The organism is Microcoleus sp. B3-D7 (assembly GCF_036705305.1).
Taxonomy (GTDB): Bacteria; Cyanobacteriota; Cyanobacteriia; order Cyanobacteriales; family Microcoleaceae; genus Microcoleus.
Map to the genome: position 1 here is coordinate 1 of NZ_JAUBUE010000008.1, position 23,636 is coordinate 23,636.

The 23,636-nt window shown below is 45.9% G+C and carries 21 protein-coding genes and 1 tRNA gene; 8 read left to right on the forward strand and 14 right to left on the reverse strand.

Features of this window, described 5'->3' with window-relative positions:
* Positions 1 to 206 (forward strand): hypothetical protein (locus tag QUB25_RS08240; protein WP_333182696.1); only part of this gene is annotated, 206 nt, incomplete at its 5' end.
* A 77-nt stretch (positions 207 to 283) separates the two neighbouring features.
* Here the strand turns inward: QUB25_RS08240 and QUB25_RS08245 are convergent.
* The 5 genes from QUB25_RS08245 to QUB25_RS08265 form a co-directional block, all read right to left on the reverse strand.
* Positions 284 to 1,063, reverse strand: a complete 780-nt coding sequence (locus QUB25_RS08245; protein ID WP_333182697.1) for a photosystem II S4 domain protein — start codon at positions 1,061 to 1,063, stop codon at positions 284 to 286.
* Positions 1,064 to 1,301: 238 nt separating this feature from the next.
* A complete protein-coding gene (locus QUB25_RS08250; protein ID WP_333182698.1) occupies positions 1,302 to 2,126 on the reverse strand; it encodes an SWIM zinc finger family protein in 825 nt (274 codons plus the stop codon).
* A gap of 88 nt (positions 2,127 to 2,214) precedes the next feature.
* Positions 2,215 to 5,505: a DEAD/DEAH box helicase gene (locus QUB25_RS08255; protein ID WP_333182699.1), complete on the reverse strand. Its 3,291-nt coding sequence runs from the start codon at positions 5,503 to 5,505 to the stop codon at positions 2,215 to 2,217.
* 220 nt (positions 5,506 to 5,725) lie between these two features.
* Positions 5,726 to 6,316 carry a Uma2 family endonuclease gene (locus QUB25_RS08260; protein WP_333182700.1) on the reverse strand — a complete coding sequence of 197 codons (591 nt, stop codon included), beginning with the start codon at positions 6,314 to 6,316 and terminating at the stop codon, positions 5,726 to 5,728.
* A gap of 74 nt (positions 6,317 to 6,390) precedes the next feature.
* The gene (locus QUB25_RS08265) at positions 6,391 to 6,897 is read right to left on the reverse strand and encodes a hypothetical protein (RefSeq protein ID WP_333182701.1); all 507 of its coding nucleotides are present in this window, start codon (positions 6,895 to 6,897) and stop codon (positions 6,391 to 6,393) included.
* Between the two features lie 289 nt (positions 6,898 to 7,186).
* Here QUB25_RS08265 and serA point away from each other — a divergent pair, with 289 nt between their 5' ends.
* A complete protein-coding gene (serA, locus tag QUB25_RS08270; RefSeq protein ID WP_333040304.1) occupies positions 7,187 to 8,770 on the forward strand; it encodes a phosphoglycerate dehydrogenase in 1,584 nt (527 codons plus the stop codon).
* 184 nt (positions 8,771 to 8,954) lie between these two features.
* Positions 8,955 to 9,845, forward strand: a complete 891-nt coding sequence (gene prmA, locus QUB25_RS08275) for a 50S ribosomal protein L11 methyltransferase (RefSeq protein WP_333061350.1) — start codon at positions 8,955 to 8,957, stop codon at positions 9,843 to 9,845.
* Positions 9,846 to 9,899: 54 nt separating this feature from the next.
* On the opposite strand, the gene QUB25_RS08280 is transcribed toward prmA, so the two are convergent.
* Positions 9,900 to 10,493, reverse strand: coding sequence for a hypothetical protein (locus tag QUB25_RS08280; RefSeq protein ID WP_333182702.1), 594 nt, complete (start codon positions 10,491 to 10,493; stop codon positions 9,900 to 9,902).
* A gap of 87 nt (positions 10,494 to 10,580) precedes the next feature.
* Positions 10,581 to 10,898: a thioredoxin gene (gene trxA / locus QUB25_RS08285; protein ID WP_015178505.1), complete on the reverse strand. Its 318-nt coding sequence runs from the start codon at positions 10,896 to 10,898 to the stop codon at positions 10,581 to 10,583.
* Positions 10,899 to 10,971: 73 nt separating this feature from the next.
* On the opposite strand from trxA, the gene fabG reads away from it, so the two are divergent.
* Complete coding sequence (gene fabG, locus QUB25_RS08290; RefSeq protein WP_333182703.1) at positions 10,972 to 11,736, forward strand: 3-oxoacyl-[acyl-carrier-protein] reductase; 765 nt, start codon at positions 10,972 to 10,974, stop codon at positions 11,734 to 11,736.
* A gap of 82 nt (positions 11,737 to 11,818) precedes the next feature.
* On the opposite strand, the gene QUB25_RS08295 is transcribed toward fabG, so the two are convergent.
* From QUB25_RS08295 to QUB25_RS08305, 3 genes are all read right to left on the reverse strand, one after another.
* Positions 11,819 to 12,262, reverse strand: coding sequence for an HD domain-containing protein (locus tag QUB25_RS08295; RefSeq protein ID WP_333182704.1), 444 nt, complete (start codon positions 12,260 to 12,262; stop codon positions 11,819 to 11,821).
* A gap of 74 nt (positions 12,263 to 12,336) precedes the next feature.
* Positions 12,337 to 12,765, reverse strand: a complete 429-nt coding sequence (locus QUB25_RS08300; RefSeq protein ID WP_333182705.1) for an NUDIX domain-containing protein — start codon at positions 12,763 to 12,765, stop codon at positions 12,337 to 12,339.
* A gap of 36 nt (positions 12,766 to 12,801) precedes the next feature.
* The gene (locus QUB25_RS08305) at positions 12,802 to 13,857 is read right to left on the reverse strand and encodes an adenylate/guanylate cyclase domain-containing protein (RefSeq protein ID WP_333061359.1); all 1,056 of its coding nucleotides are present in this window, start codon (positions 13,855 to 13,857) and stop codon (positions 12,802 to 12,804) included.
* A 551-nt stretch (positions 13,858 to 14,408) separates the two neighbouring features.
* Between QUB25_RS08305 and QUB25_RS08310 the strand changes: the two genes are divergently transcribed.
* On the forward strand, positions 14,409 to 15,542 hold the full coding sequence (locus QUB25_RS08310) for a class I SAM-dependent methyltransferase (RefSeq protein WP_333061361.1): 1,134 nt from the start codon (positions 14,409 to 14,411) through the stop codon (positions 15,540 to 15,542).
* Between the two features lie 321 nt (positions 15,543 to 15,863).
* Complete coding sequence (locus QUB25_RS08315) at positions 15,864 to 17,567, forward strand: lipoxygenase family protein (RefSeq protein ID WP_333182706.1); 1,704 nt, start codon at positions 15,864 to 15,866, stop codon at positions 17,565 to 17,567.
* Positions 17,568 to 17,685: 118 nt separating this feature from the next.
* Here the strand turns inward: QUB25_RS08315 and QUB25_RS08320 are convergent, their stop codons facing one another.
* From QUB25_RS08320 to QUB25_RS08335, 4 genes are all read right to left on the reverse strand, one after another.
* Complete coding sequence (locus QUB25_RS08320) at positions 17,686 to 18,825, reverse strand: fatty acid desaturase (protein WP_333182707.1); 1,140 nt, start codon at positions 18,823 to 18,825, stop codon at positions 17,686 to 17,688.
* Positions 18,826 to 19,145: 320 nt separating this feature from the next.
* On the reverse strand, positions 19,146 to 20,411 hold the full coding sequence (locus QUB25_RS08325; protein WP_333061367.1) for a glutamate-5-semialdehyde dehydrogenase: 1,266 nt from the start codon (positions 20,409 to 20,411) through the stop codon (positions 19,146 to 19,148).
* Positions 20,412 to 20,415: 4 nt separating this feature from the next.
* Positions 20,416 to 20,820, reverse strand: a complete 405-nt coding sequence (locus QUB25_RS08330) for a hypothetical protein (RefSeq protein WP_039888086.1) — start codon at positions 20,818 to 20,820, stop codon at positions 20,416 to 20,418.
* 248 nt (positions 20,821 to 21,068) lie between these two features.
* Positions 21,069 to 21,140, reverse strand: a tRNA-Gly gene (locus QUB25_RS08335).
* Positions 21,141 to 21,359: 219 nt separating this feature from the next.
* On the opposite strand from QUB25_RS08335, the gene QUB25_RS08340 reads away from it, so the two are divergent.
* A complete protein-coding gene (locus tag QUB25_RS08340; RefSeq protein ID WP_172188980.1) occupies positions 21,360 to 21,500 on the forward strand; it encodes a hypothetical protein in 141 nt (46 codons plus the stop codon).
* 289 nt (positions 21,501 to 21,789) lie between these two features.
* Positions 21,790 to 23,607 (forward strand): ABC transporter ATP-binding protein, encoded by a 1,818-nt coding sequence (locus tag QUB25_RS08345; RefSeq protein WP_333182708.1) that lies wholly within the window; start codon positions 21,790 to 21,792, stop codon positions 23,605 to 23,607.
* Positions 23,608 to 23,636: the final 29 nt, after the last annotated feature.

Genomic DNA, 23,636 nt, shown 5'->3' on the forward strand with positions numbered 1-23,636 from the left:
CAAAAACTGTTAAATCTCAAACAGTTAATCAGTGGTTTGACTCATTTCTATTGGTGGCCGGAGGCAAAAGTTTAATCATGGTTAATCGACCGGACATAATATTACGAAGGAAGTTCGGCAAGGAAGTAGTCTATCTACGGGATTTAACGGATTTAACCGAGGTGGGTTCTAGGAAAGTTCGGCAACAGATTGTGTACGAGATTTAACCCATTTAGCCGAGATTGGGAAAAAGGAACAGGGGAAAAATTCCTAATTCCCAATTCCCAATTACTAATTCCGAGAATTACAAATATCGAGTTAACTGGACTCGATAGCGTTCCTTCTTAGTAACCGCAACTTCTCCAATTTCCAATCTTCCCTTGCCCGTAACAGCAATTAAATCTCCCGACTTGACATTATAACTAGCTTGAGTAATGTCTTTCCAGTTAACTCGCACGTCACCGCTGTCAATTAAATCGGCCATTTTGCTGCGAGACATTGCGAATCCAGCCGAGGCGACAGCATCCAATCTCATGGATGCTTCAACGGTTGTCATTTCTTTCTTTTTGGGTTCTCTAATTTTGAGTTCGCTCAACTCAATGCGCCGCGTTTGCACAGGAACCGATCGCACTTGCTGCAAACTCATCTCCAAATACTCTACCATCTCCGGCATGACAATTGCCTGCGCGCCGCGTTCTCCCAAAACAATCACATCGCCAGTTTTCTCGCGGACAATTCCCGTACCCAACATCGCCCCCAAAAAGTCGCGGTGAGAAGCTGTATCGAACAAGAAATTGCCAGCGATTTCTACCGCAGCAACGTTAACGCTAGCAGAGTCGATCGGGATATCCGATCGCGCGATCGCAATTCTTTGTCTTTCAGCTTGCGGGTAGCCGCCCCAAGCCACTAATTCCACGTCTGTTAAGCGCTTGAATACCGTCATAGTGTCCGCCAATTCTGGAGGCGACAGAAAATCAGTCAGAGTAACTTCCCAAGTTTTAATTGCTTGTTCCGCTTGGTCGATCGCCCGTGCCACACATTCGCGGTTTTCGATTCCTTTTAACAGTTCTTCTCTTGGTAACATCAGTTAATGCTAGATTCTAATTTGAAATTGCCAAAGCTTGCTGTAACTACAAAGTCTACTTTTTTAACAGTCGCACTAACTTAATTATAGTCGAAAATCATCAAATAACTATCTTATGATTTTAGTTGCTGGTAAAGCTTATATGATGAGCACGATTATTGTACCAAATCGATGAAGTCTTCGAGTTAAAGTTTTTGCAAGAGCTCGATCGAGTATGGCAGCAAAATTGTCCACCCAACTACTTATTCTTCTTCACCCGCAAATACAACTCTTCCATCGCCTCAATAAACGAACCATCCTTGTGCCAAAACTGTGGAAAATCTCCCTGTTTCTTCACCACGATCGCACTTACACCACTTTGCGCTGCCACCTCAATCGTCTGCGGTAATCGCTTCGCACCATGCCAAAACTCTTTCAGACTGACCGTTTGCGCCTCACTGGCGATCGCCTGCGTGTAATAGGAATCCACCGCCACAGGGGCCGCTGCATCCGCCGTTAACTCGGCAGAAAGCGCCAAGCCCAAAGGCGTTTTTGCTAATTCGCGGTGCAGCACTTCCTTAGAAAGCCCCCGTAATTCAAACAGTAAAAATGGATCTTTGTCCAATTCGGCCGCCACCAAATAATAAACTCCGGCAATATGTTTGCAGGGATTGCTATAGTCTGGGCAAGAGCAAGTAGTCTTAAAGTCCTCGCGGCTGCTGGGTAAAAGGTGCAATCCGAGGGGTGCAAAAGCCTTTTCAATGTTGTCGGGCATTTCGTTGAGTAGCAGCCGGGAAATGAAGCTGGCTTTGGATGCCATTTGGGCGATCGCCATTTGCCACTTTTCCTGACTAATTGGCTCAAACTCAATTTGAGTTGTGTACAGAGGCTCCTTATAAACCCCAAAATAAGGATTTACCGACCCCCTTACTTCTGCCATCACTAAGCCATCATTAATCTTAAAGCTTTTTACCTTGTCATTCCGTGCATAGGAACGTCCCCGTCCGAGTCGTCCAGAATCGGTAAATCTTTCCAGCCCATCGATAAATTTATTGCCCCACCAAGTCCGAGTAAATTGTGACATAAGCTGTTCTGCATTTAAATTGTATATTTCGATGACAATCAAAAATCCTCTCCCCCTCTCCCCCTCTCCCTCTCTTATGTTGTTTCTCCTAATCTAGAACCGCATTTTTATTGAGCCTAATTAATTTCTTAAATGCCTCATTATCCAACTCAGTCAACCACGACTCATCCGCACCAATAATTGACCCTGCCAATTTCTTTTTGTCCTCAATCATTTGGTCAATCTTTTCTTCCAAAGTGCCAATCGCCACAAACTTATGCACAAACACATTTTTTTCCTGTCCGATCCGAAACGCCCGATCCGTCGCCTGATCTTCCACCGCCGGATTCCACCAGCGATCGAAATGGAACACGTGATTGGCTTTTGTCAGTGTAATTCCCACGCCGCCGGCCTTCAGTGACAGAATAAATACCGAAGGTTCAGACTCTGGATCTTGAAACTCTGAAATCATCCGTTCCCGTTTTTCGCGACTGGTTCCCCCGTGGATGTAGTAAGTGTTGTAATGTAGTGTTTGTTTAATATATTTTTCCAACGCGCTTCCCAGTTCTGTAAACTGCGTAAATACCAATAAACTTTCGCCTTCTGCTTTGACTTCCTCAATCATCTCGATCAGCCGTTCCAGTTTGTGCGATCGCTCTGGTGTAAACTCACTTTCATCTTGCAAAAATTGGCGCGGATGGTTACAAATTTGCTTCAGCTTCAGCAGTGTCGCCAAAATCATCCCCTTGCGCTTCATCCCTTCCGTCGCGTCAATTTCTTGTTCTATCTCTTTCACAATCGCTTCATAAAGCGAAGCTTGCTCGCGGGTGAGATTGCAGTAGAGCTTTTGCTCAACTTTGTCGGGGAGATCCTGAATAATCGACTTATCGGTTTTCAGACGGCGCAGGATAAAAGGTTCTACTAATTTTTTGAGCGCGGCTGATTGTGTGCGACTCCCATGTTTTTGAATCGGTAATTCAAACATTTTCCGAAACTGTGCCTCTTTTCCCAAATATCCGGGATTGAGGAAATTAAAAATTGACCATAAATCCAACAATCGATTTTCCACCGGTGTTCCAGTCAATGCTAGTCGATGGGTAGCGGGTAACTTTAAAATCGCCTTGGTTTGCGCCGCTTTCGGATTTTTAATATTCTGGGCTTCATCAATTACCACGCGATGCCACGCTACGCTGCTCAACAGCTTCTCATCTTTTCGCACCAAGGTAAAGGAAGTAATCAACATATCGCAACCTTGGACGGCGGCTTTGAATTCCTTGGCATCTTGCAAACGTTGAGGGCCGTGGTGTATGAGGGATCGCAATTCTGGAGCAAACTTTTCCATTTCCTTTTGCCAGTTACCAACTACGGAAGTGGGCGCAATTAGCAGCGTGGGTAGAACCGAAGGAGCGATCGCTTTTTCTGTCTTTTTTTCTGTCTCTTTTGTAGTAGATAAAACTTCCCGCTCTTGCAATAATCGAGCAATTACCTGCGCCGATTTACCCAAACCCATATCATCAGCAAGACAGCCATTTAATCCCAAACTTTCCAAATAACTCAACCAAGAAACGCCGCGCTTTTGGTAATCCCGTAACTTGCCCTGAAACTTTGCTGGATCTGCAATTAACTCTAACCGACTCTTATCGTTCAGCTTCTCTAACATATCCGATAAAGCCCGATCGCGCTCAACCTCCAACTGTTCGCTCGCTTCTCCTTCTGCCGTCAACTTCATAAAGTCAATCAGGCTTAAATCGGGGTTTTCTTGGCGATGTTTTTTCCAAAACTCCAACATCTCCTGCATCTTGTCTTTGTCCAGTTCCATCCATTGTCCTCGGAACTGCACCAGCGGTGTTTTGCTATTTACTAACGCCTGCCATTCTTGTTCGCTAACCCGTTCACCCCCGATCGCCAATTCATACTGATATTCCACCAAGGAATCCGCTGAAAATAATCCCTTGCCCTTGATTGCAGCGCTCTTGCTGCCCTTCCCTTTGACTTGCAGGCGAATCTTCGCCCGCTGTCGTCCCTTCGGCGTCCACCAAGCGGGGACAATCACTTTGTATCCGGCATCTTCTAATACCCAAGCGGACTCGCTGAGAAAGGTGAAAGCATCATCTAAGCTGAGGGTAATGTTAACGGGTTGGTCGGTTTCTAGCCCTTGCCAAAGTTGGGGATAAATGCGGGCAGCGTAGCCGAGATTTGTCAGCAAATGTTGCTCAAAGTTGTCTCCGAATTGTGTTTGCAACTGTTTTTGTTGAGTCGATCGCGATCGCCAATAATCCTGCAACGGCATCCGCAGAGATGGGTCTTTTTTCGCAGCCACCTGAAACTCTAAAACCCAAGGCTGTTCGGGGTTTTCGGGGGATTGTAGTTGAAAGCAGAGGGAGAATGAGTCAGCAGATTGATTGCGCGTAATGCGATCGCGCCAGGTTTGCCATTGCCGGTATTGTTCAAGGCTTACTCGCGCGATTTTTCGTGTTTGGTTGAGGCAGATTTGGAGTAAAGAATCCGCAATCTTATTTTCAAACGATGCTGGGATAGGGGTTTGAGTGACAATTTCCGCGATCGCACACTCGGAAAAATGCCGCAGCAACCGTTCGCGATCGTAGAATTTTGGTGTATCTTGTAGCTGGATCTTCCGAAAACCTGACACACAAACTAAAGGCATCCATTCAACATAGCGTTTTAAATCATTTTCGTACTGTGTGGAAACAATTTCCCATCCCGGATAAATCTCAAAGCTGGGTTCAATTTTGGCAGGTGTTTTTGGAGTTTTTGCAGTTGTTTTGGTTTTTGTCTCGCCCGCTTTCTTACGCCCGCGCGTGGCTTTCTCAGCGGGTTCGGATGTTTCGATGGGTGCCATCGCGATCGGAGCAGTTTCTCGATAGCGCAACGCTGGAATATAATGATCTTTCAGAACTATTTGCTTAAAACTTTGGGTGTAGTGATACCAAAATAGCAAGTCTGAACCAAACTGAACTTCTGCTAAATCGTAGAGGGCAAAAAAATGCAGATCGTTCAATACTTTAGTCAAAGTGTGGGTGGCGATGGACACACAATCAACTTCCCAATACTCCAACTCAAATGTTTCGGGTAACTCTGTCTCTAAATATCGCGCTAGTTCTAAAGAGGGCAACGGCTGGTTGTCGGCAGTGGGCAGTAAAAAATGCCGATGGACGATCGCGTATTCTAGCCCCATCGCACTTGTATTGCTGACTGGTGACAGTTGAATCCCGGCTTCTTTCGTTAGAAACTCTCTTAACTGTGCCGTCTCCAATTGTCGGGGATGAACCTTAGCAGGCAGTTTTTTCTTTTCAGTGGTTTCAACCCAAAGACAAAAAGTTCCACTTTGAACAAAACTCTCTTCTCCTTGAGGAATCCAAGTCCCGTGGAGGATTTTCATAGGTCATACCAAACGCAACCTTTGGCAGCCTATCATATCATGAATGAGTGGGAAAAGATAAGAAGGCGGTTGAAAGCAGGTTTATATAAACCATGTCTGCTGGATGCCGACTAAAGAGAATAACGTAATTTTATCCCAGTTGTATTCTTTACTCTTTAACCCGCCTCTGCAGCTTTTGACTTTATAGATGCAGTTGAAACCGCCGAGTCTTCTTACAAATTTAGAAAATATCAGTTAAATCCAAAACAAAACCGGGTAATACATCTTCACCTGACAGAGTTGCAGGTTCATCTAAAATTTCTACTTCTCTACCTTGACGGGAGATTTCTACTTTCCTATTTTTGCGATCGAGCAACCATCCCAACCTCGCTCCATTTTTCACATACACTTTCATTTTAGCCCGCAATTTTTCTAGGGAGTCGGTGGTCGAGCGCAATTCCACCACAAAATCGGGACAAATCGGCGCAAATTTCTCTTTTTGTTCGGGAGTTAAAGCATCCCACTTGTCGCGACACACCCAAGCAGCATCCGGAGAAATATCTGTACCGTCGGGCAGTTTAAATCCAGTTGAAGAATCAAAAGCCTCTCCTAAATGTTTATTTTGACGGCTCCAAGATTGAAGTTGATAGTTTAGGTCTGAATTCCGTCTACCTGTCTCGCTACCTGTCGGTGGCATAATAATCAATCCTCCACTAGCAGTGCGCTCAAATCTAAAATCCCGGTTGTCTATACACAACTGAAAAAACTGCTCGTCAGTTAATTCAAGCGTTAATTCTAGGGGAGAATGTAGGGGGATAGTTTGTAATTCCATAACTGCCTCCAAATATTACACGAGTTGAATGTCAACAGTCAACAGTCAACAGTTAACTGTTAACAAACAAATAACTAAGTCTCTGTATAACCTTGGATATTTTCCGGTTCAAACCGCTGCAAAATCTTCGCAGCTTTCCCAGTCAAATCATCAGTACCCTTAACCGCAATCAAAAATTTACCCGCATTCAAACGGTTGCGGTAGGGCAAAGCATCGCCGCTACCAAAAGCCATACCGCCCGCGCCTCCAACAAACACACTGCCCATCGCAGCGGCGATCGCACCTAGCACTCCGCCGATCGCGTGATCGCCAATTTCGCCCGCCCAGGCAAAAGTCTTCAACTCAGTCATCAGACTGAAAGTAACGCCAGCAATAAAGCCAAAGGGAATCAGCCAAATAGCCATGAGTTTAGCTTGTTTCTTCGCTTGCTGGTTCGGGTCGATCAAGCCAAATTCATCAGCAGTTTTGTAGCCGCGGCCCAAAATACTCACTTGCTTCATAGGCAAGCCTTCTTTTTCGAGAGCACAGTAGGCAGCTTCGGCTTGAATTCGATCGGACAGTACGGCGATAAGATAATTCATTAGAAAACAATTCCTGATAGTTAGGCTTGAATACCCAAAGTCTATTATAGACCGAAAAGACATACTAGCTAAGCACTTGGGGGATTTTCAGACACTCAGAGAGTCCGATCGCCCGCAAAGCTAAAATATTTCATGCAAAAAACGGCCGACCTTGACCGAATACAGATACAATTCAAACTGCACAAAGGCAAGCTTGAGCTGAGCTGTTAGATACTGCTCTAAGTCTAAGTCTCAACTTTGAGCTCGCCAACGCTCGGTCTATTTTTACTATTGCACTCAATTGCTTGCTATGCCTAAAGTTCTAGTATCCGATCCGATCGACCAAGCCGGAATTGACATCCTCTCCCAAGTCGCGCAAGTTGACGTAAACACAGGACTCTCAGCCGAACAACTGGTAAAAATTATTCCAGATTACGACGCTTTGATGATCCGTTCTGGCACCCAAGTTACCAAAGAAATCATTGAAGCCGGGAATTCACTTAAAATCATCGGCAGAGCCGGCGTCGGCGTAGATAATGTCGATGTACCCGCCGCTACCCGCAAAGGAATTGTAGTCGTCAATTCCCCCGAAGGCAACACGATCGCCGCCGCAGAACACGCGCTCGCCATGATGCTCTCGATGTCCCGCCACATCCCGGAAGCTAACGAATCCGTCAAAGGTGGTAAATGGGAACGCAACCGCTTTATCGGTGTAGAAGTTTACAAAAAAACCCTCGGCATCGTCGGTTTGGGCAAAATCGGCTCCCACCTCGCCGCTGCAGCCAAAGCAATGGGCATGAAACTGCTGGCCTACGATCCCTTCATTTCGACCGAAAGAGCCGACCAGTTGGGCTGCCGCTTGGTAGAACTCGAACTGCTGATGCGCGAATCTGACTACATCACCCTGCACATCCCCAAAACGCCGGAAACCCTGCACTTAATTAACGCTGAAGTGCTCTCGAAAATGAAGCCCACGGCCCGCATCATAAACTGCGCCAGAGGCGGCATCATCGACGAAGCAGCCCTAGCAGAAGCCATAAAAGAAGGCAAGATCGCCGGCGCAGCTTTGGACGTTTACGAACACGAACCGCTGGAAGCTGATTCCCCGTTGCGGAGTGTCGGCCAAAACATTGTGCTGACGCCCCACTTGGGAGCATCCACAGCGGAAGCTCAGGTGAATGTGGCCATCGATGTTGCTGAACAAATTCGCGATGTACTGTTGGGGCTACCCGCACGATCGGCTGTTAACATACCAGGAATTTACCCAGACTCGATCGAAAAACTCAAACCCTACCTGCAACTCGCCGAAACCCTCGGCAACCTCGTCAGCCAGCTAGCCGGAGGCCGAGTCGATTACCTCAACGTTCAACTGCAAGGCGAATTGGCCAGCAACCAAAGCCAGCCCGTAGTCGTCGCCGCCCTCAAAGGCCTGCTCTCCCAAGCCCTGCGAGAGCGCGTTAACTACGTCAACGCCAGCATCGAAGCCAAAGAACGCGGAATTCGCGTCGTCGAAACCAGAGACGCCTCAATTCGCGACTACACCGGCTCCCTGCACCTCTCGGCCAAGGGAACCCTCGGCGAACACACCGTCACAGGTGCAGTGCTCGGCGAAAGCGAAATTCGGATTACCAGCGTTGACGATTTCCCGGTCAACGTTTCCCCCACTCACCATATGCTGTTTACCCTGCACCGCGATATGCCGGGGATTATTGGCAAAATTGGTTCCCAATTGGGCAGTTTTAATGTCAATATTGCCAGTATGCAAGTAGGCCGTAAAATCGTGCGAGGCGATGCGGTGATGGTTTTGAGCCTCGATGACCCTCTACCAGAGGGGATACTGGCTGAGATCCTAAAAGTTCCGGGAATTCGGGATGCTTACACGGTAAATCTTTGACGGATTTTGGAGTTTAGATTTTGGATGCAAGGGCTGATAATTGGTAATGGGTAATTGGTCATTGGTCATTGGCAAGAAAGCGGGAATTTTTCTATTAGCCAATCCTCCTTCCTCACTCCCCACTTCCCAGTCTCCAGTTCCCCTGGGCCAATCTAAAATCTAAAATCTAAAATCTAAAATCGTTATGGCACATAGCTGGTGGGAAATTAGAATTCTTTGCGATCCGGCGCTGGAAGATATCATCTTTTGGCGTCTGGAACGGTTTAACTGTCGAGGAACTGCTACGGAGCTCAAAAGCAATTCCTGCCTGATGTCGGCTTATTTGCCCGAAGAACAGGCAGGATTGCTGGATTTGGCCGCTCTGTCTCTGTGGCTGCGCCAAGATGCTCTGTGTGCAGGTTTGCCCCTACCTGCGATGCAGTGGGATTTGATTGAAGACGAAGACTGGGGCAGCACTTGGAAGGAGCACTGGCAGCCTCAAGAAGTGGGCGATCGCTTTTTAATTAATCCGGCTTGGCTGCCCTTACCGACTGATACCGATCGCGTCATTTTGCGTTTAGATCCGGGTGTGGCTTTCGGTACAGGTGCTCACGCCACTACTCAACTGTGTCTGGAGTCGCTGGAAATGCGTCTCGGTTTTGATGACAAAGAGTGCATCGTTGCTGATATCGGCTGCGGATCGGGTATTTTGTCGATCGGCGCAGTGTTGTTGGGCGCTACAAAAGTTTATGCTTTGGATACTGATCCTTTGGCAGTGCGATCGACCATTAGCAACAGACTACTCAACCGCGTTAATTCTCAGCAGTTAGTTGCAGAGCTCGGAAGTATCGATCGTTTGAAAGAAATGGTAGATGAGCCGATCGACGGTTTGATATGCAACATTTTAGCAGAAGTAATCATTGATTTAATCCCGCAGTTCACTGCAATTAGCAAACCCACTACTTGGGGCGTGCTCAGCGGCATTTTGCTCGAACAAGCTAAGCCAATTGCCGACACTCTGGAACAGCACGGCTGGATTGTGGCTACTCTGTGGAAGCGCCAAGATTGGTGTTGTTTTAATATTCGGCGTAGTTAACAATATGGTAATTGCTAATTCCTAATTGCTAATTGGTAATTTTGAGTTCATGTTTCATCTTTGGGAAGTGAATTTAAATAAGTCTCTAACCTGAAAATAAACCGCGCCAGCCCAGTAAAAACCATTCACCAAAATCAACAACGTTTTTCCAGCCGAAGAATTAACAAAACCAAAAACGCGGTAAGTTGACAGCAGCACTAACAACATTTCAACCACAGAAACAATTGACCCGTAGTGCTTCCTATCCCAATAAGAAATTGGACTGATAAAACGGTAATTGCTGAACGGAAAAAAGTGCCGGTGAGCGTCGTCATTGTGGACAGGCAAATCTCCCAGAAAGTGTAGTATCATGCTGAGAAACAGAATTTGCACACTTTGCCAGCCAAAGTAATAAGCAATTAGCAAACCAATAACCGCAAGGGGAATTGAATGAAACAGAGCCACAATATTTTGCACAAAAGGCTCATAATATGCTTTTGACCAAATTGTAGCTGCGGGCAAGCGAGCAATGTATTTCGCCCAAAAGTAAAATAAAAATATCGGAATATCCGGCAAAATTCCGCCGATCGCAATAATTAGATTAGCTTGCGGCAGTTGCGGTTTGCCGAGAATTGCGAGATTGATAATAGCGTGGCTGGGAGTCTTCATAGGTAGGGTGCGTCAACTACGATTATCTTATTCATAATTAATCAGATATTAGCTGACGCACCCTACGTGTGAGATAATTGGCTCCTGCTACAAGTAAGGTTGCACTCGATCGATCAACTGCGCCGCTTGCATCACTCCCTCAATGCGATCGACCTCAGCGCCATTTTTGAACAACACCAAAGTCGGCAAAGCATAAATGTGATGCTGCGACGCCAACTGTTCGTACTTATCGGTGTCAATTTTGACAACCATCAGCTTGTCTTTCATCTGACCACTCACTTGCTCCAAAATCGGTGCCATCATCTGACAAGGCCCGCACCAAGTAGCGTAAAAATCTACCAACACCGGCAAGTCAGAGCCGGATAGTAACTCTTCAAAACTGCTGAACTGTTTTTGAACTGCCATAAGACAAAATAATTTTTTGGGTTCTGGCTCGATTTTAGTGCAAAATTCTCTGGTAGATTGCGAGGATACAATTATGGAACTATTACCAGAGACTTTTCAGAGATTGCGGGGTCAAGTTGCTGTCGTGACCGGTGCGTCGCGGGGAATCGGCCGCGCCGTTGCTTTAACACTAGCAGCAGAAGGCGCTAAAGTCGCCGTCAACTATGCGAGTTCGAGTGCTGCTGCTGATGAGGTGGTAGCAGAAATAGTCGGTGCTGGAGGAGAAGCTGTCGCACTTGCAGCAGATGTCTCGAAAACTGACCAAGTAGATTTACTCACCAGTAATGTCATGGAAAAATGGGGACGGATTGACATTTTGGTGAACAATGCAGGCATTACTCGGGATACTTTGCTGCTGCGGATGAAGTTGGAAGATTGGCAAGCGGTAATTGATTTGAATCTAACCGGCGTGTTTTTGTGTGCGAAAGCGGCCAGTAAAATCATGCTGAAACAGCGAAGCGGCCGAATTATTAATATTGCTTCGGTTGCTGGACAAATGGGCAATCCCGGACAAGCTAATTACAGTGCGGCGAAGGCTGGGGTAATTGGGTTTACTAAAACTGTGGCGAAGGAGTTGGCCAGTCGCGGGATTACTGTGAATGCAGTTGCACCGGGTTTTATCACTACAGATATGACTAAGGATGTCAAGTCTGATGACATTTTGAAGTATATTCCCTTGGGGAGATATGGGGAAGTTGAGGAAGTTGCGGGGATGGTGAAGTTTTTGGCGGCGGATGCGGCTGCGGCTTATATAACGGGGCAGGTTTTTAATGTGGATGGGGGGATGGTAATGGCTTAGGATTTCGGGATTTTTTTAACCGCAGATATCGCACAGGCAAGATGCCTGTGCGACGATGAAAGCGGATATCTGCGGTTAATAATTACTTTAAGGTGGCACACAACTGACTGAGCACTTTTTTGTATTTGGCAATGCGTTGAAAATCTGCCTCTGTCGGATTGGCGATGCGACGAAGATCGAGATTATGAGTAACATCAGCGATTTTGACTCGCAGTGCGATCGGGTTGGCAATCACACGTTCTAAATAAGCTGCATAAGCTTCTCCTTCTATTTTGGTAATCGCCTCTATCGCCGAGACGATAACTTCAGGAAAACCTTCGCTTCTAAGTTGCTCAAGTGTCAGTTCAGAATCTTCGACCGCATCGTGTAGAACCGCTACGATTTTTTGCTCTAGAGAATTTACATTTTCCATCACAAATAGCGGATGCTCGAGATAGGGATTGCCTGCCTTATCAACCTGCCCCTCATGAGCTTTTGCGGCGATCGCGATCGCTCGTTGTAGTAATGATTCGTAATCTGAATTCATATTTGACAACATAGTAAAGAAGTTCTCTATTAAAGTTTCAGTCTCCTCGCGGGCAAAAGGTAGTGTGGGAGTTTTTATTGTAAATATTCCTGCAACCATTTCCAAGCCATTTGAGTACCTTCCCCTGCATTTACTTTCTCGAAATCTACATCTTTTCTCAAAACTACCAAACCCACACCTTCTTTGATTTCTATTTTATCACAATCGCTAACTGTAGCCAAAAAAAGGTGGTTGTTTTGTAAAATTTTTCTATCTTTGTGGGTCTTTTGGTGAGTAAAAGTTGTGATAAACTCCATTTTGTAATCATTGGTTGTGAGGCAAGTTTCTTCCTCCATTTCTCGCAGGGCTGCCTGCTGTGGACTTTCTCCAATGTCCACGCCACCACCAAAAGTAGAAAGCATTCCTTGACTAGCAATACCGGGAATATTATCTCGCAGTTGGGCCCCAATCTGACCGTTGGGGAGCATGAGAAAAATGCGAACTATTGACTGAGGAATATTCATCTTCTCCAGGGAATAACAAAACTAAAAAAAGTTTCTCTAGAGTTTTCTAATTTGACTCCAGATTTTCCTAATCCAATTGTACGGGGCAGCATACAAAGCCAAAAATTTATTGACAAAACTTTGCCAAATAAAACCTTCCCTTACCTCAGAAACTTCTTCGATTTCCACGGGCAGCGGCGGCATCCAGACTACTTCATACAGCGGATATTCGCCACTTTTCCCCGGAATTGGCACGGATACGCACCGATCGACGATCGCCAATGCCTTAACTTCCTGATAAGTCTCCTCGGAAATCAGTAAACTTGTTCCCACTTGCTTGTTAGCAGCCTCGATCCGGCTGGCCAAATTCACTGCATCCCCGATCGCCGTAACTGTCTGACTCTTCGACGCGCCCAACTTCCCCACAACCACGCAGCCGCAGTGAATGCCAATCCCAATCCGCAATCGGTGACGGTATAAAGTCTCAAAATAAGGATTGAGTTTCTCTAGTTCCTCCAGCATCTCCACCCCAGCCCTCACTGCTTGTTCCGCCGCTTTGTCGGGATTTTCCAACCCAAACAGCGCCATAAAACCATCTCCCATGTAATTATTAATCATCCCGCCATTGCGGTTGATCACATAACCCATTTTTTGGAAATAGCGATTTAAAACATAAATTACATCGTAGGGCAACAGCGACTCTGCAAACGTAGTAAACCCTCGAATATCGGCAAACAAAATTGCAATTTTCTTCTCTTGCCCGACAGGAGCAGAAATTGACTTTCCCGCCATTTCGTCGTTAAATGATTCCAAGTCTTCAGAATCGATCGCCAATCGGCGCAAAATCACCTTGCCGCCCGCAACCTGTGTCTGACAAGCTAGCCTAATTTCCGGTTCTAAACGCAATTTTTTGGCAAGTTCCTCTTCCGGCGAAGTGCGCGGAGAGCAAAATTCCAAACCTTCGACAATCAATACCCGGCAAGTCGAACATCGAGCACTACCGCCGCAGATGTGGGTGTGGGGAATGTCGGCACGCAGGGAAGCTTCGAGAATTATATCGTCGTCGTCTATCTCGATCGTGCGATCGTCCGGCAGATAGTGAATCTGTGGCATATTTGGCGCGTCTAGCTAATTAGCGAGGAATCTCGCGGACATCTGTTATTGCAGCGAACCTGTATGCAAACCCGGTTTCTGGGCATTTTTTCTGTATCCCTGATTCCTTAACTATAAGTCGCGATCGGCATTTGCTTCTCGTTGCGTCAGCTCAAGCGCCCAACTGACACCAGTTTAAAAAAAGAATGCAACTCTAGGCAATAGTCCAACTCTTAGCTCATCAGTCATTCCCAATTCTCAAATCTAAAATGTATAACTGAGCACTACAATTTTCCTCGCACCGTGAAAATACCCCTATTCAAGCTGTAGAGTTAATCTAAGATCTGAGATCTAAGATATCAAATAAACTGACATAATTCTTAATAAAATTATTATCGCCCAAACCCCGATAAATCCGTTATCAAATCCCCTTCAACCGCCATATATTTTTAGGATTTTGCGAAGTTTTGCTGTACCAACCTTACTTGGCAATAGTTTCAGCTTTTTTGCTCTCTAACCACCAGCCAATTTTCGTGAGATAGAATAGCAGCATCTTTAAAACCAGTATAAGTATGACTTCATCAACCGCCCTACAAAACCTCGAAAAGCACATTCCCCTAGTGGGAGATGTGCATACCAAAAGTCCGATCGCTTACGGAGCAACCCGCCTCGCAGTCAGTGCAGTTAACACGGTGCAAATGGCAGTAGCAGAGTCTTACATCAACGGATTAGAAGTCCCAGATTCAGTATTGCGATCGCTTTTTGATACCTGTATGCCCGTCTTTTTTAAGCATTTTCCCTCCCTGCTTGCACCCTACGAATGGGTACTAACAGAAACAGACCATACAGCCGAAGGATCGCAAGATTTAATGAAAATTCAGTACGACTTGCCTCAAGCCATGCTGAATCCGATGTTAGGCGACGGGAAACTCATTTATCCTAAATACAGCATGGGATTGTGGGAAAAAGGAGCCACCAACCTTGAACAATCGCAAATGCAGATGATTGATGATGTTATTGAAAAGCTAGAGATTCAGGATGGCGATCACATTTTAGACTTTGGTTGCGGTTGGGGTTGCGTTCCCAATTACATTCTTTCCAAATTCCCTAATGTCGAGTTTACTGGCATTAACCTCAGCCACCACCAATGCGAGTATATGCGTCAGAAGATGCAAGACCCCGAAAGCTACCTTAGTTCCGGTCGATTTGCCCTATATGAAAGCGATTTGAACGACGCCAACTTCGAGACAAAATTTGACAAAATTCTCTCCATCGGAGTTTTTGAGCATGTAGGTAATTTAACGAAGGCTTTCCAAAAGCTCGCCTCTTTCCTGAAGGATAACGGCAAAGTTTTCATTCATATCATCACAGTTCGCACCCCCAACAATATATCCAGCGTTTTCACCCACAAATACATTTTCCCCCACGGCCGTTACTGGAAATACGATGCCGTTCCCAGCCACAATAAAGACCTCAAAACAGTTCAAAGATGGTATATCAACGGATACAATTACTCCACAACCTTTGCTAACTGGCTGAAAAACTTTGACGATTCTCAGGCAATAGTCAAAGATTTAGACTACGGCATTGACTATGCCAAATTTCGCCGCATCTGGCGGTTTTACTTAATTTGGTTTGTGGCTAATTTCGCGAGTTGCGACGGCGAATATAACGGCAACGGTCAATATTTAATGACTCATGCCTAATCGCTAATCCGTAGGCCCAGCTCAAAAAACCGAACACCCCGAACCCCGACATCTCAAAGAAGTCGGGGTTCTTGAGTGCGAGCTACTTATAGGGAGAATGAAACCTTTCAAACTAGATTTAGGGCGATCGAAAAGTGTTGCCTTCTTTTGAGGAATTTTTCTGAGTTTAAAAAAATCCGGAATAAGATTATTGCTCGGTGAATAAGACTTATATCAAGCGTGATCATGCACAATACTTTTTAAATTCCATCCTCGATCGGTAGTGATGCTATCCGGCTTTTTACTACCGAAAAAGGGTTAATCTATACAATGGTAGACAATATGAAACCTTCTCTTCCTCAAGACGATCCGAACCAAGAACAGCGCCGTGATTCCTTGAATCGCCAGCAACAAGCTTATCAGTTTGACCATGAGAGTTTATCACCTTTGGCATTATTGAAAGATGTGCCACCAGTCGAGAACTTTTCGAGCAAGTATATTGGAGAGCGGATACTAGCAACATCGGAACTTCCAGGAAATATGCTGGCGGCCGATTCGAGAAGTTTTCTCGATCCTCTCGACGACCTCCAAGACTATGAAGATTTGTTTAGTCTGCTGCCGCTACCTGCTGTTGCCAAAATCTACCAAACCGATCGCTCTTTTGCAGAACAGCGCCTGTCTGGAGCAAATCCGATGATGCTTCGTTTGTTAGATGCCGGCGATCCTCGGGCGCAAACACTGGCACAAATTTCCAGCTTTCACCCATTATTCGATCTGGGCCAAGAGTTGCAACAAAAAAACATTTACATTGCCGATTATACGGGTAGCGACCAACACTATCGCGCGCCTTCAAAAATTGGAGGCGGCAGCTATGAAAAAGGCAGAAAATTCTTGCCAAAACCGCGAGCTTTTTTCGCTTGGCGGTGGACGGGAATCCGCGATCGCGGTGAACTGGTGCCGATCGCCATTCAACTAGATCCGACGCCAAATAGCCATCTTTACACCCCGTTCGATCCTCCTGTGGATTGGCTGTTTGCGAAACTCTGCGTGCAAGTAGCAGATGCCAATCACCACGAAATGAGTTCGCATTTAGGTCGAACTCATTTGGTGATGGAACCAATCGCGATCGTCACCGCCCGACAGTTGGCTAAAAATCACCCCCTTAGCCTGCTGCTGAAACCGCACTTTCGGTTTATGTTGACTAACAACGAGCTGGCGCGTTCTTATTTGATCGCTCCGGGCGGGCCAGTCGATGACTTGCTAAGCGGTAGCTTGCCAGAGACAATGGAAATAGCTAGAGAGGCTTGCAGTAACTGGAGTCTGGATCAATTTGCCTTCCCAACCGAACTGAAAAATCGGGGCATGGACGATCCAAATCAACTGCCTCACTATCCTTACCGAGATGATGGATTACTGCTGTGGAATGCGATCGAAACCTTTGTATGTGGCTATCTCAAATTCTTTTACCCGACAAATGAAGCACTCGTCCAAGATGTGGAACTGCAAACTTGGGCTCAAGAATTAGCCTCGAATGAGGGCGGTAAAGTCAAAGGAATGCCCAGCAAAATAGACACAGTTGAACAATTAATTAAAATTGTCACAACCATAATTTTTACCTGCGGCCCGCAGCATTCAGCAGTCAATTTTCCCCAGTATGAATACATGAGTTTTTCTGCCAATATGCCTTTGGCAGCATACCGGGACATTCCCAAAATTAATGCTTCTGGGACTCTCGAAGTGATTACGGAAAAGGACATTTTACGGTTGCTTCCTCCGTACAAGCGAGCGGCTGAACAACTGAAAATTCTGTTTATTTTGTCAGCTTATCGATATGACCGTTTGGGTTATTACGATAAATCTTTCCGAGAACTCTACCGGATGAGTTTCGACGAAGTTTTTGCGGGAACGCCGATCGAATTTTTAGCCAGACAGTTCCAGCAAAATTTGAATATGGCTGAACAGAAGATTGATGCTAACAATCAAAAACGAGTCATCCCTTATTTGGCTCTCAAGCCTTCGTTGGTACTCAATAGCATCAGTATGTAGAATTGTATTTTTTGGGGCGGGCGAGACGCCCACCCCACAAGAAAATTCATTCTTTGTGGAACAGGCCGGAAAGCCTGTTCTTAAGCATGGTTCAAGATGTGAGTTGCAATGCTAATTCTCAGCTTTTATAGTCTTCAACAATCGAGCAATTCACGCACATTGTACCAGAGGAATCAGAGAAGGTGACTTCATCTTGATAATGCCGGGGTGTTTGCATCAGCAATCGCCAAGCTTTACCAGCCTCTATTAAATTCATGCGCTCGGGATAGTGAATTTGCAACAACTCTTGCACCATCGGATAATAGTTTGAGTTGATGCTGGGGAAAATATGATGCTCTGTGTGGTAAGAAAAATTCAAGTGCAGCAGGTCAAATATTTTAGGAACCCGCACTGACATACTGTTGATCAGCGGGTCATTAATGGCGGTCATCCGGCAACCCATGTGGTTGGTATAGATGTAAAACATTGCGCCTGCATGACCAATTGCGATCGGCAAAAAGTAAGCGAGAGCGATTTTGAGCGGATGAAAATTTAGGTAGAACAAAATGCTGGCATGAATTCCTAAAATTCCCAGACATTCAAATGCGATTGTCAATCTATCTTTAGGACTAACTGTAAACGCAGCCGGTACGTAATCGACAGATTTATCGTTAAAGAACAGTACCGAGGTGAGATTGCGGAAATTATGCACTAACCACGAACCGGCCATCCCTACAATTAACCACACTGGATTGACTTCCACCGACGGTACAAATAGATTTTGAATCCATTTTCCCCAAGTATCTGGTTGCTGGTAGAGATAGTTGCGATCGGGGTCTGCTAAAGAATTCGTGTTATTGTGATGTACAAGGTTGTGCAGATTTTTCCACTGAGTAGGCGGCATAAACAGCATACTTAGTCCCAAAAAGGCGATCGGATAAGTGAGGCGCGACTTTTTCTGAACGCTACCGTGCATCAAATCGTGGGAGCTAAATAGCAAAACTATGATACTATTGCCCATGATGACGGCTAAAGGTAAGTAAAGCCCTAAAAGATAGACAGGCCAGCGATCGAGATTAGCAGCAATTCCCCATCCCAGCAATAAAATAGCAGCGTTGATGAATAGTATTGCTAACTTGCTGGTATCTGGTTCAAAGGCATCTGACGGCAGCAGCGGACGCAATTTTTTTATATATAGCGAGTGGTTAATTAGCGTTTCTTTTCCTAAAGTCGGCGTTGCCGTCTTGTCTAAAGTATTGAGTAATTTTTCTGATTTCATGTGATCGCTAAGAGTATTTTCATGTGACTTAATAAGTTTCTAATTTTAATTAGATCCCGTACCCGATTTTAGATTGAACCCACACATAAATCCGGCGGCTTATTGTTAGGATGCGGAGATTTTTTTTGTCTCCACTGCGGCTATCCGGGAGCTGGTGATCAAATTGCTTTATATCAAGGCTGCCTGATTGTTCTACCCAGATATTATTGTATCCTATAAAAATATTTTTGGACAACTATTAAAGGCTTACGCATCGATAATAGTCTCCCACTTTTCAGTTTGGTTTAATCCCAATAACCAATCCTAAATAACCTATAAGATTAAAAAAGTCCGTTTCCCTGAACAATTTCTTTAATTGTCGTTAGCGTATCTAACCCGATCAATCCCCGACGATAACCTTTTTGGTTTGACATTCCCAAAAATATCGCATCTCCCCGATTTTGATAACGCCAAAACCGAGGTGAGGCATTAATAAAAGTTGAGGCGCTGTTAACATCCAGAGCAAATTGGCGACTTTCTAAGTAAGATTCAGTGGCGATGCAGTCAGCGTGGCCGCTGCTGTAGCGGTTGATCCAGCCGATCGCAATCTCTAAACTATCGACAACTTTAAACGCTATGGTTTTGTTTAAATACGGTTGAGTCCACTCGTATGGTTCCGCCAGCTTCAAGTCTGGGAAATCTGCGACAAGATCCGCATCTGCGCTAATTTGAAAGCCTTTTTCTTTTAAACTGTTCCACAGCCTAACTAAGGAAGAAGGCTTTTGGTTGCGATCGATCAGCACTTTCTCGATCGCATTAACAGGATCGGGAATGCTTTGATGGCTGTCCAAAATCATCCACCTTGCCATCTCCAAACTGCCAGTCGGTGACCAATAAAGGTAACAATTTCCCATTGCTGACCTCAAAACTGGTGCTGTACACAACCTTACAACCTGCTGCACCAAACTTGGTCTGCCGTAGGGAATAATTAAATTGAGATATTGGTCTTGAGTGACCAATTCTCTGATCGAAGCGCCCCGATCCGGCGGCAGTACCTGCAAACATCCCGATGGCAAACCGACCTCATCGATCGCCGAAACCAAAGCTTCTCCAATTACTGTATTAGTTTGCCAGCTTTCGCTGCCACCTTTAAGAATCAAACTGTTAGCGCTTTTGAGAGACAAACCCGCGGCAATCGCCCCCAACTCGGGAAACGCCTCGTAAATTAGAGCGATCGCCCCCAGTGGCAGCGACTGACAGTACACCTGACAGCGATCGACTTGATAAGAAGCATTGATCACCCTGCCGATCGGATCTGGCATTTCCCCCAACCGTTCCAGAATTTGCACAGTTGTCTTGATCCGTTCCGGCGTCAGCTTCAGCCACTCCACAATCAACTCGGGAATCGCCATGTCCCGACTCGCTTCTAGATCCAGAGTATTTGCTTCTAAAATGTCATTTTGTCTGCGTTTCAGCGAGCCCGCCATCGCCTGCAAAGCTGCCGCGCGATCGGCACTCTTTGTCGCAGCCAACTCCAAAGAAGCTTGATAAGCACGACGCGCGACATTTGCGGCATCTGATGAATGGGTAAAATCCTCTATTATCATCTAGCTAACGCCTATAAGCCAGCCATACCATCAGCGCCGGCAGCATTGCTAGCAGCACCGCAACCATTGCCCACAGAATAATATTCGGGCCCGGCGAGTGTAGCGCCAAGGGCAACCAAATCACTAGCGGCACCAATATCATACCCAAAGCCAGTGGCAAGTAATGGGCCTTCAAACCCGGATGCGCTCTGTTCCACTGGTTGCCCGTCCACCGCCAAGCCTGCTTGTAAGGATAGTTCGTTGATAGTTGCTCAATCACGTATCCACTTTCGTCCAATACAAATATTTGTTGACAGCGGTTGCAGCCAAAGGCTTCTGTCAACGTTATGGGAACTAGACGACCCCGGCGTCGGCAAGGACAGGGGTACTCATCGTTTAAGTCAATTTTTGGAGCTTTTTGAGATGGCACTAGCGATCGGATAAAAAAAGCGTTTTTGCAAAAATAATCGTTAACATATCCACTTAATCAAACTTGTCAATTTCGGCATACCGAGGCTTTCAACTGCCTGTTCCGAGATATGGCCCGATCGGCAATTTTGACTTGCAAGTTCTGGATTCAATCTTACCACTAACTTAGGTATTTTCAACCATCATTAGGACTATACCGAAAACTTTCTTGATATACTTTCCGGTTTCCTTGATTTTTTTATCTTCTAAAGCGGGTGACGCGATTCGAACGCGCGACATTCACCTTGGCAAGGTGACGCTCTACCACTGAGCTACACCCGCATTTCCTGCGGTATTAACAATATTGTCTCAATTCTCGAAATTTGTCAAGTCTTTTTAGTAAGTTTTTTTCACAAACCCAGTAAACCCCCCCCAAACCCACCCCCCACCTGCAATTTCAGCAGCCAGATCATTAACCAAATCAGTAATTGCCGTGAAAATTGACCGCCATCGGCCGACGGCAAAGCTACAATCAAGCTGGAATTGTGGGAGAACACTGTCATGTCAGATTTAAATCGCGGAATCATGAAGTTCAAGGGAGCTGACAGTCCTATAGCGATCGCCATTTCGGCGATTGTCATTGCCGGCGGCATCGGCTTCTTGATCTGGTGGGCGCTGCAATCAGCCTACACCTTCAGCTAACAGACTACTCAAACGTAAAACTTATAAGGTCTTGCTCAGAAGGCAGAATTTAAGAAAAATTCTGTCTTTTGCATTTTTTTGCCCTTAGTCTGGAATTGATTGCCCAGGAATGCGGATCGATTGCTGACGATCAAATGATTGCCATAAATCACCCGATCGGGCGAGTCGCTAGCATGAGCCGAGATGACTCCCCGATCAACTACTTTTGTAGTACACTTGTAAACAAAGCGCGCCGAGAGCGCAATTTTAAATGCAAGTGTTTGCAAGGGTTGTATCTCAACAAGAATTTATGGCAAGCTTTCAGGACATCTTCAAATACTACAGTCGCTACTGGAAAATCTCCGTTTACAGCATAGGCGCATCCAGCATTTTGGCACTAGCCGATTTGCTTGTTCCCTACGCGATCGGTCAAATATTAAACGTATTGTCGGGTCAACCTACAGATACAGTAACCCAAAAACTGATAACAGCGATCGCCTCTGTTACCCAGCACTCATCCAACAAAATATTATCGCTATCGGTCTTGCTGGGCATAATTTTTCTGGTAACAGTCGCCAAAGCACCGGTACAGCCTTGGGTGGGAAATTGGTTCCACTGGGCGATACCGTTGAGGGCAAGGCGCGATCGAATGAGAAGTGCGATCGGCAAAATCCTCACCTTACCCCTAGAATTCTACGACGAAAACAACGCCGGACGGATTGCCAGCCGCATCGCCAAAGGCATCGCCAACCATACTTGGACTTACCCAGAAATTGCCGGCGAATTCATCCCCGAAGTCGTCCGCTTAATCGGCATTTTTGCCGTTATCTGCTTAATTGAGTGGCGGATTGGCTTATTAATTTTGGTTTCATTCCTATTTATCCTCAGTTTCACCCTCAAAGGCCTGCAAGGGGTGACTGCGCGAGAAGAAATTCTCGATGAATACATCGAAGATACCGAAAGCCGCAACTCGGAAATTATCACCAACATCAAAACAGTCAAAGCTTTTGCGACAGAAAGCGATGAACTCAAAAGGCAAACCACTAGACTCGATCGCGAATTAAAAGTCGTGATCAACCGCATTCACAAAGGATACGTCACCCTGGGGACATACCAGCAGACGATCGTCCAGTTGTGTTTGTTTTCAGTTCTTGGTTTTAGCCTAGCAGCCACGGTTGCAGGCAAAATTTCCCTCGGATATTTTGTTACCGTCTACACCCTGGCAAGCATGGCATATTCCCAACTGCGTCCGATTAGCATTATCGCCGAATTATTGGCGCGGCGTTATTCTTCAATGATCCGGTTCCACGAGTTTATGCAAACGCCAGACGGTGTTGATGCAGTTAATTTAGCAGAAAATGCTCGATCGGCGTCGCCTTATAAATTTACCGGCAAAGTTGAGCTCAGCGGTTTGACCTTCGGGTACGACAGTCAAAAACCCGTTTTGCAAGATGTGAATTTATTGATTCATCCCCGTCAAACTGTAGCATTAGTCGGGCGATCGGGTTCCGGGAAATCGACTTTAGTTAAACTTCTGTTTCGCTACTTTGAACCAAACTCCGGCCGCATTCTGATCGACGGCGAAGACATTCGCAGCTTAGACGTGACTCGCTACCGCCAGCGTTTAGCCATTGTCCACCAAGAAGTAGACGTTTTTAACGGTACTTTGCTGGAAAATTTGACTTACGGAAACAGAAATGCAACTTTCGAGCAAGTTGAGGATGCTTGTCGCATTGCCAAAGTAGACGATTTTGTGCGGCTGTTGCCCCAAGGTTACTATACCGTGGTCGGAGAGAGAGGAATGCGGTTGTCCGGCGGTCAGCGGCAGCGGTTGGGGATTGCGAGGGCGCTGTTGGTGGAGCCGGATGTGTTAATTTTTGATGAGGCTACTTCTAGTTTGGACTATGAGTCCGAGCGATCGATCCAGCTAGCCATGCAAAATATCCTCGGTACGCGCACCACCATCATTATTGCCCACAGACTCAGTACAATTCGCGAAGCCGATACGATCGTCGTACTCGACGGCGGTAGAATCGTCGAAATTGGCAGCCACGAAGAACTCTTAAGCCAACAAGGCATTTACCGCCGCCTGCACTCCCTGCAAGAAACCGGAGAATTACTGAATTAGGGATTTGGGCTAAGTCTAGACTTAGGGTG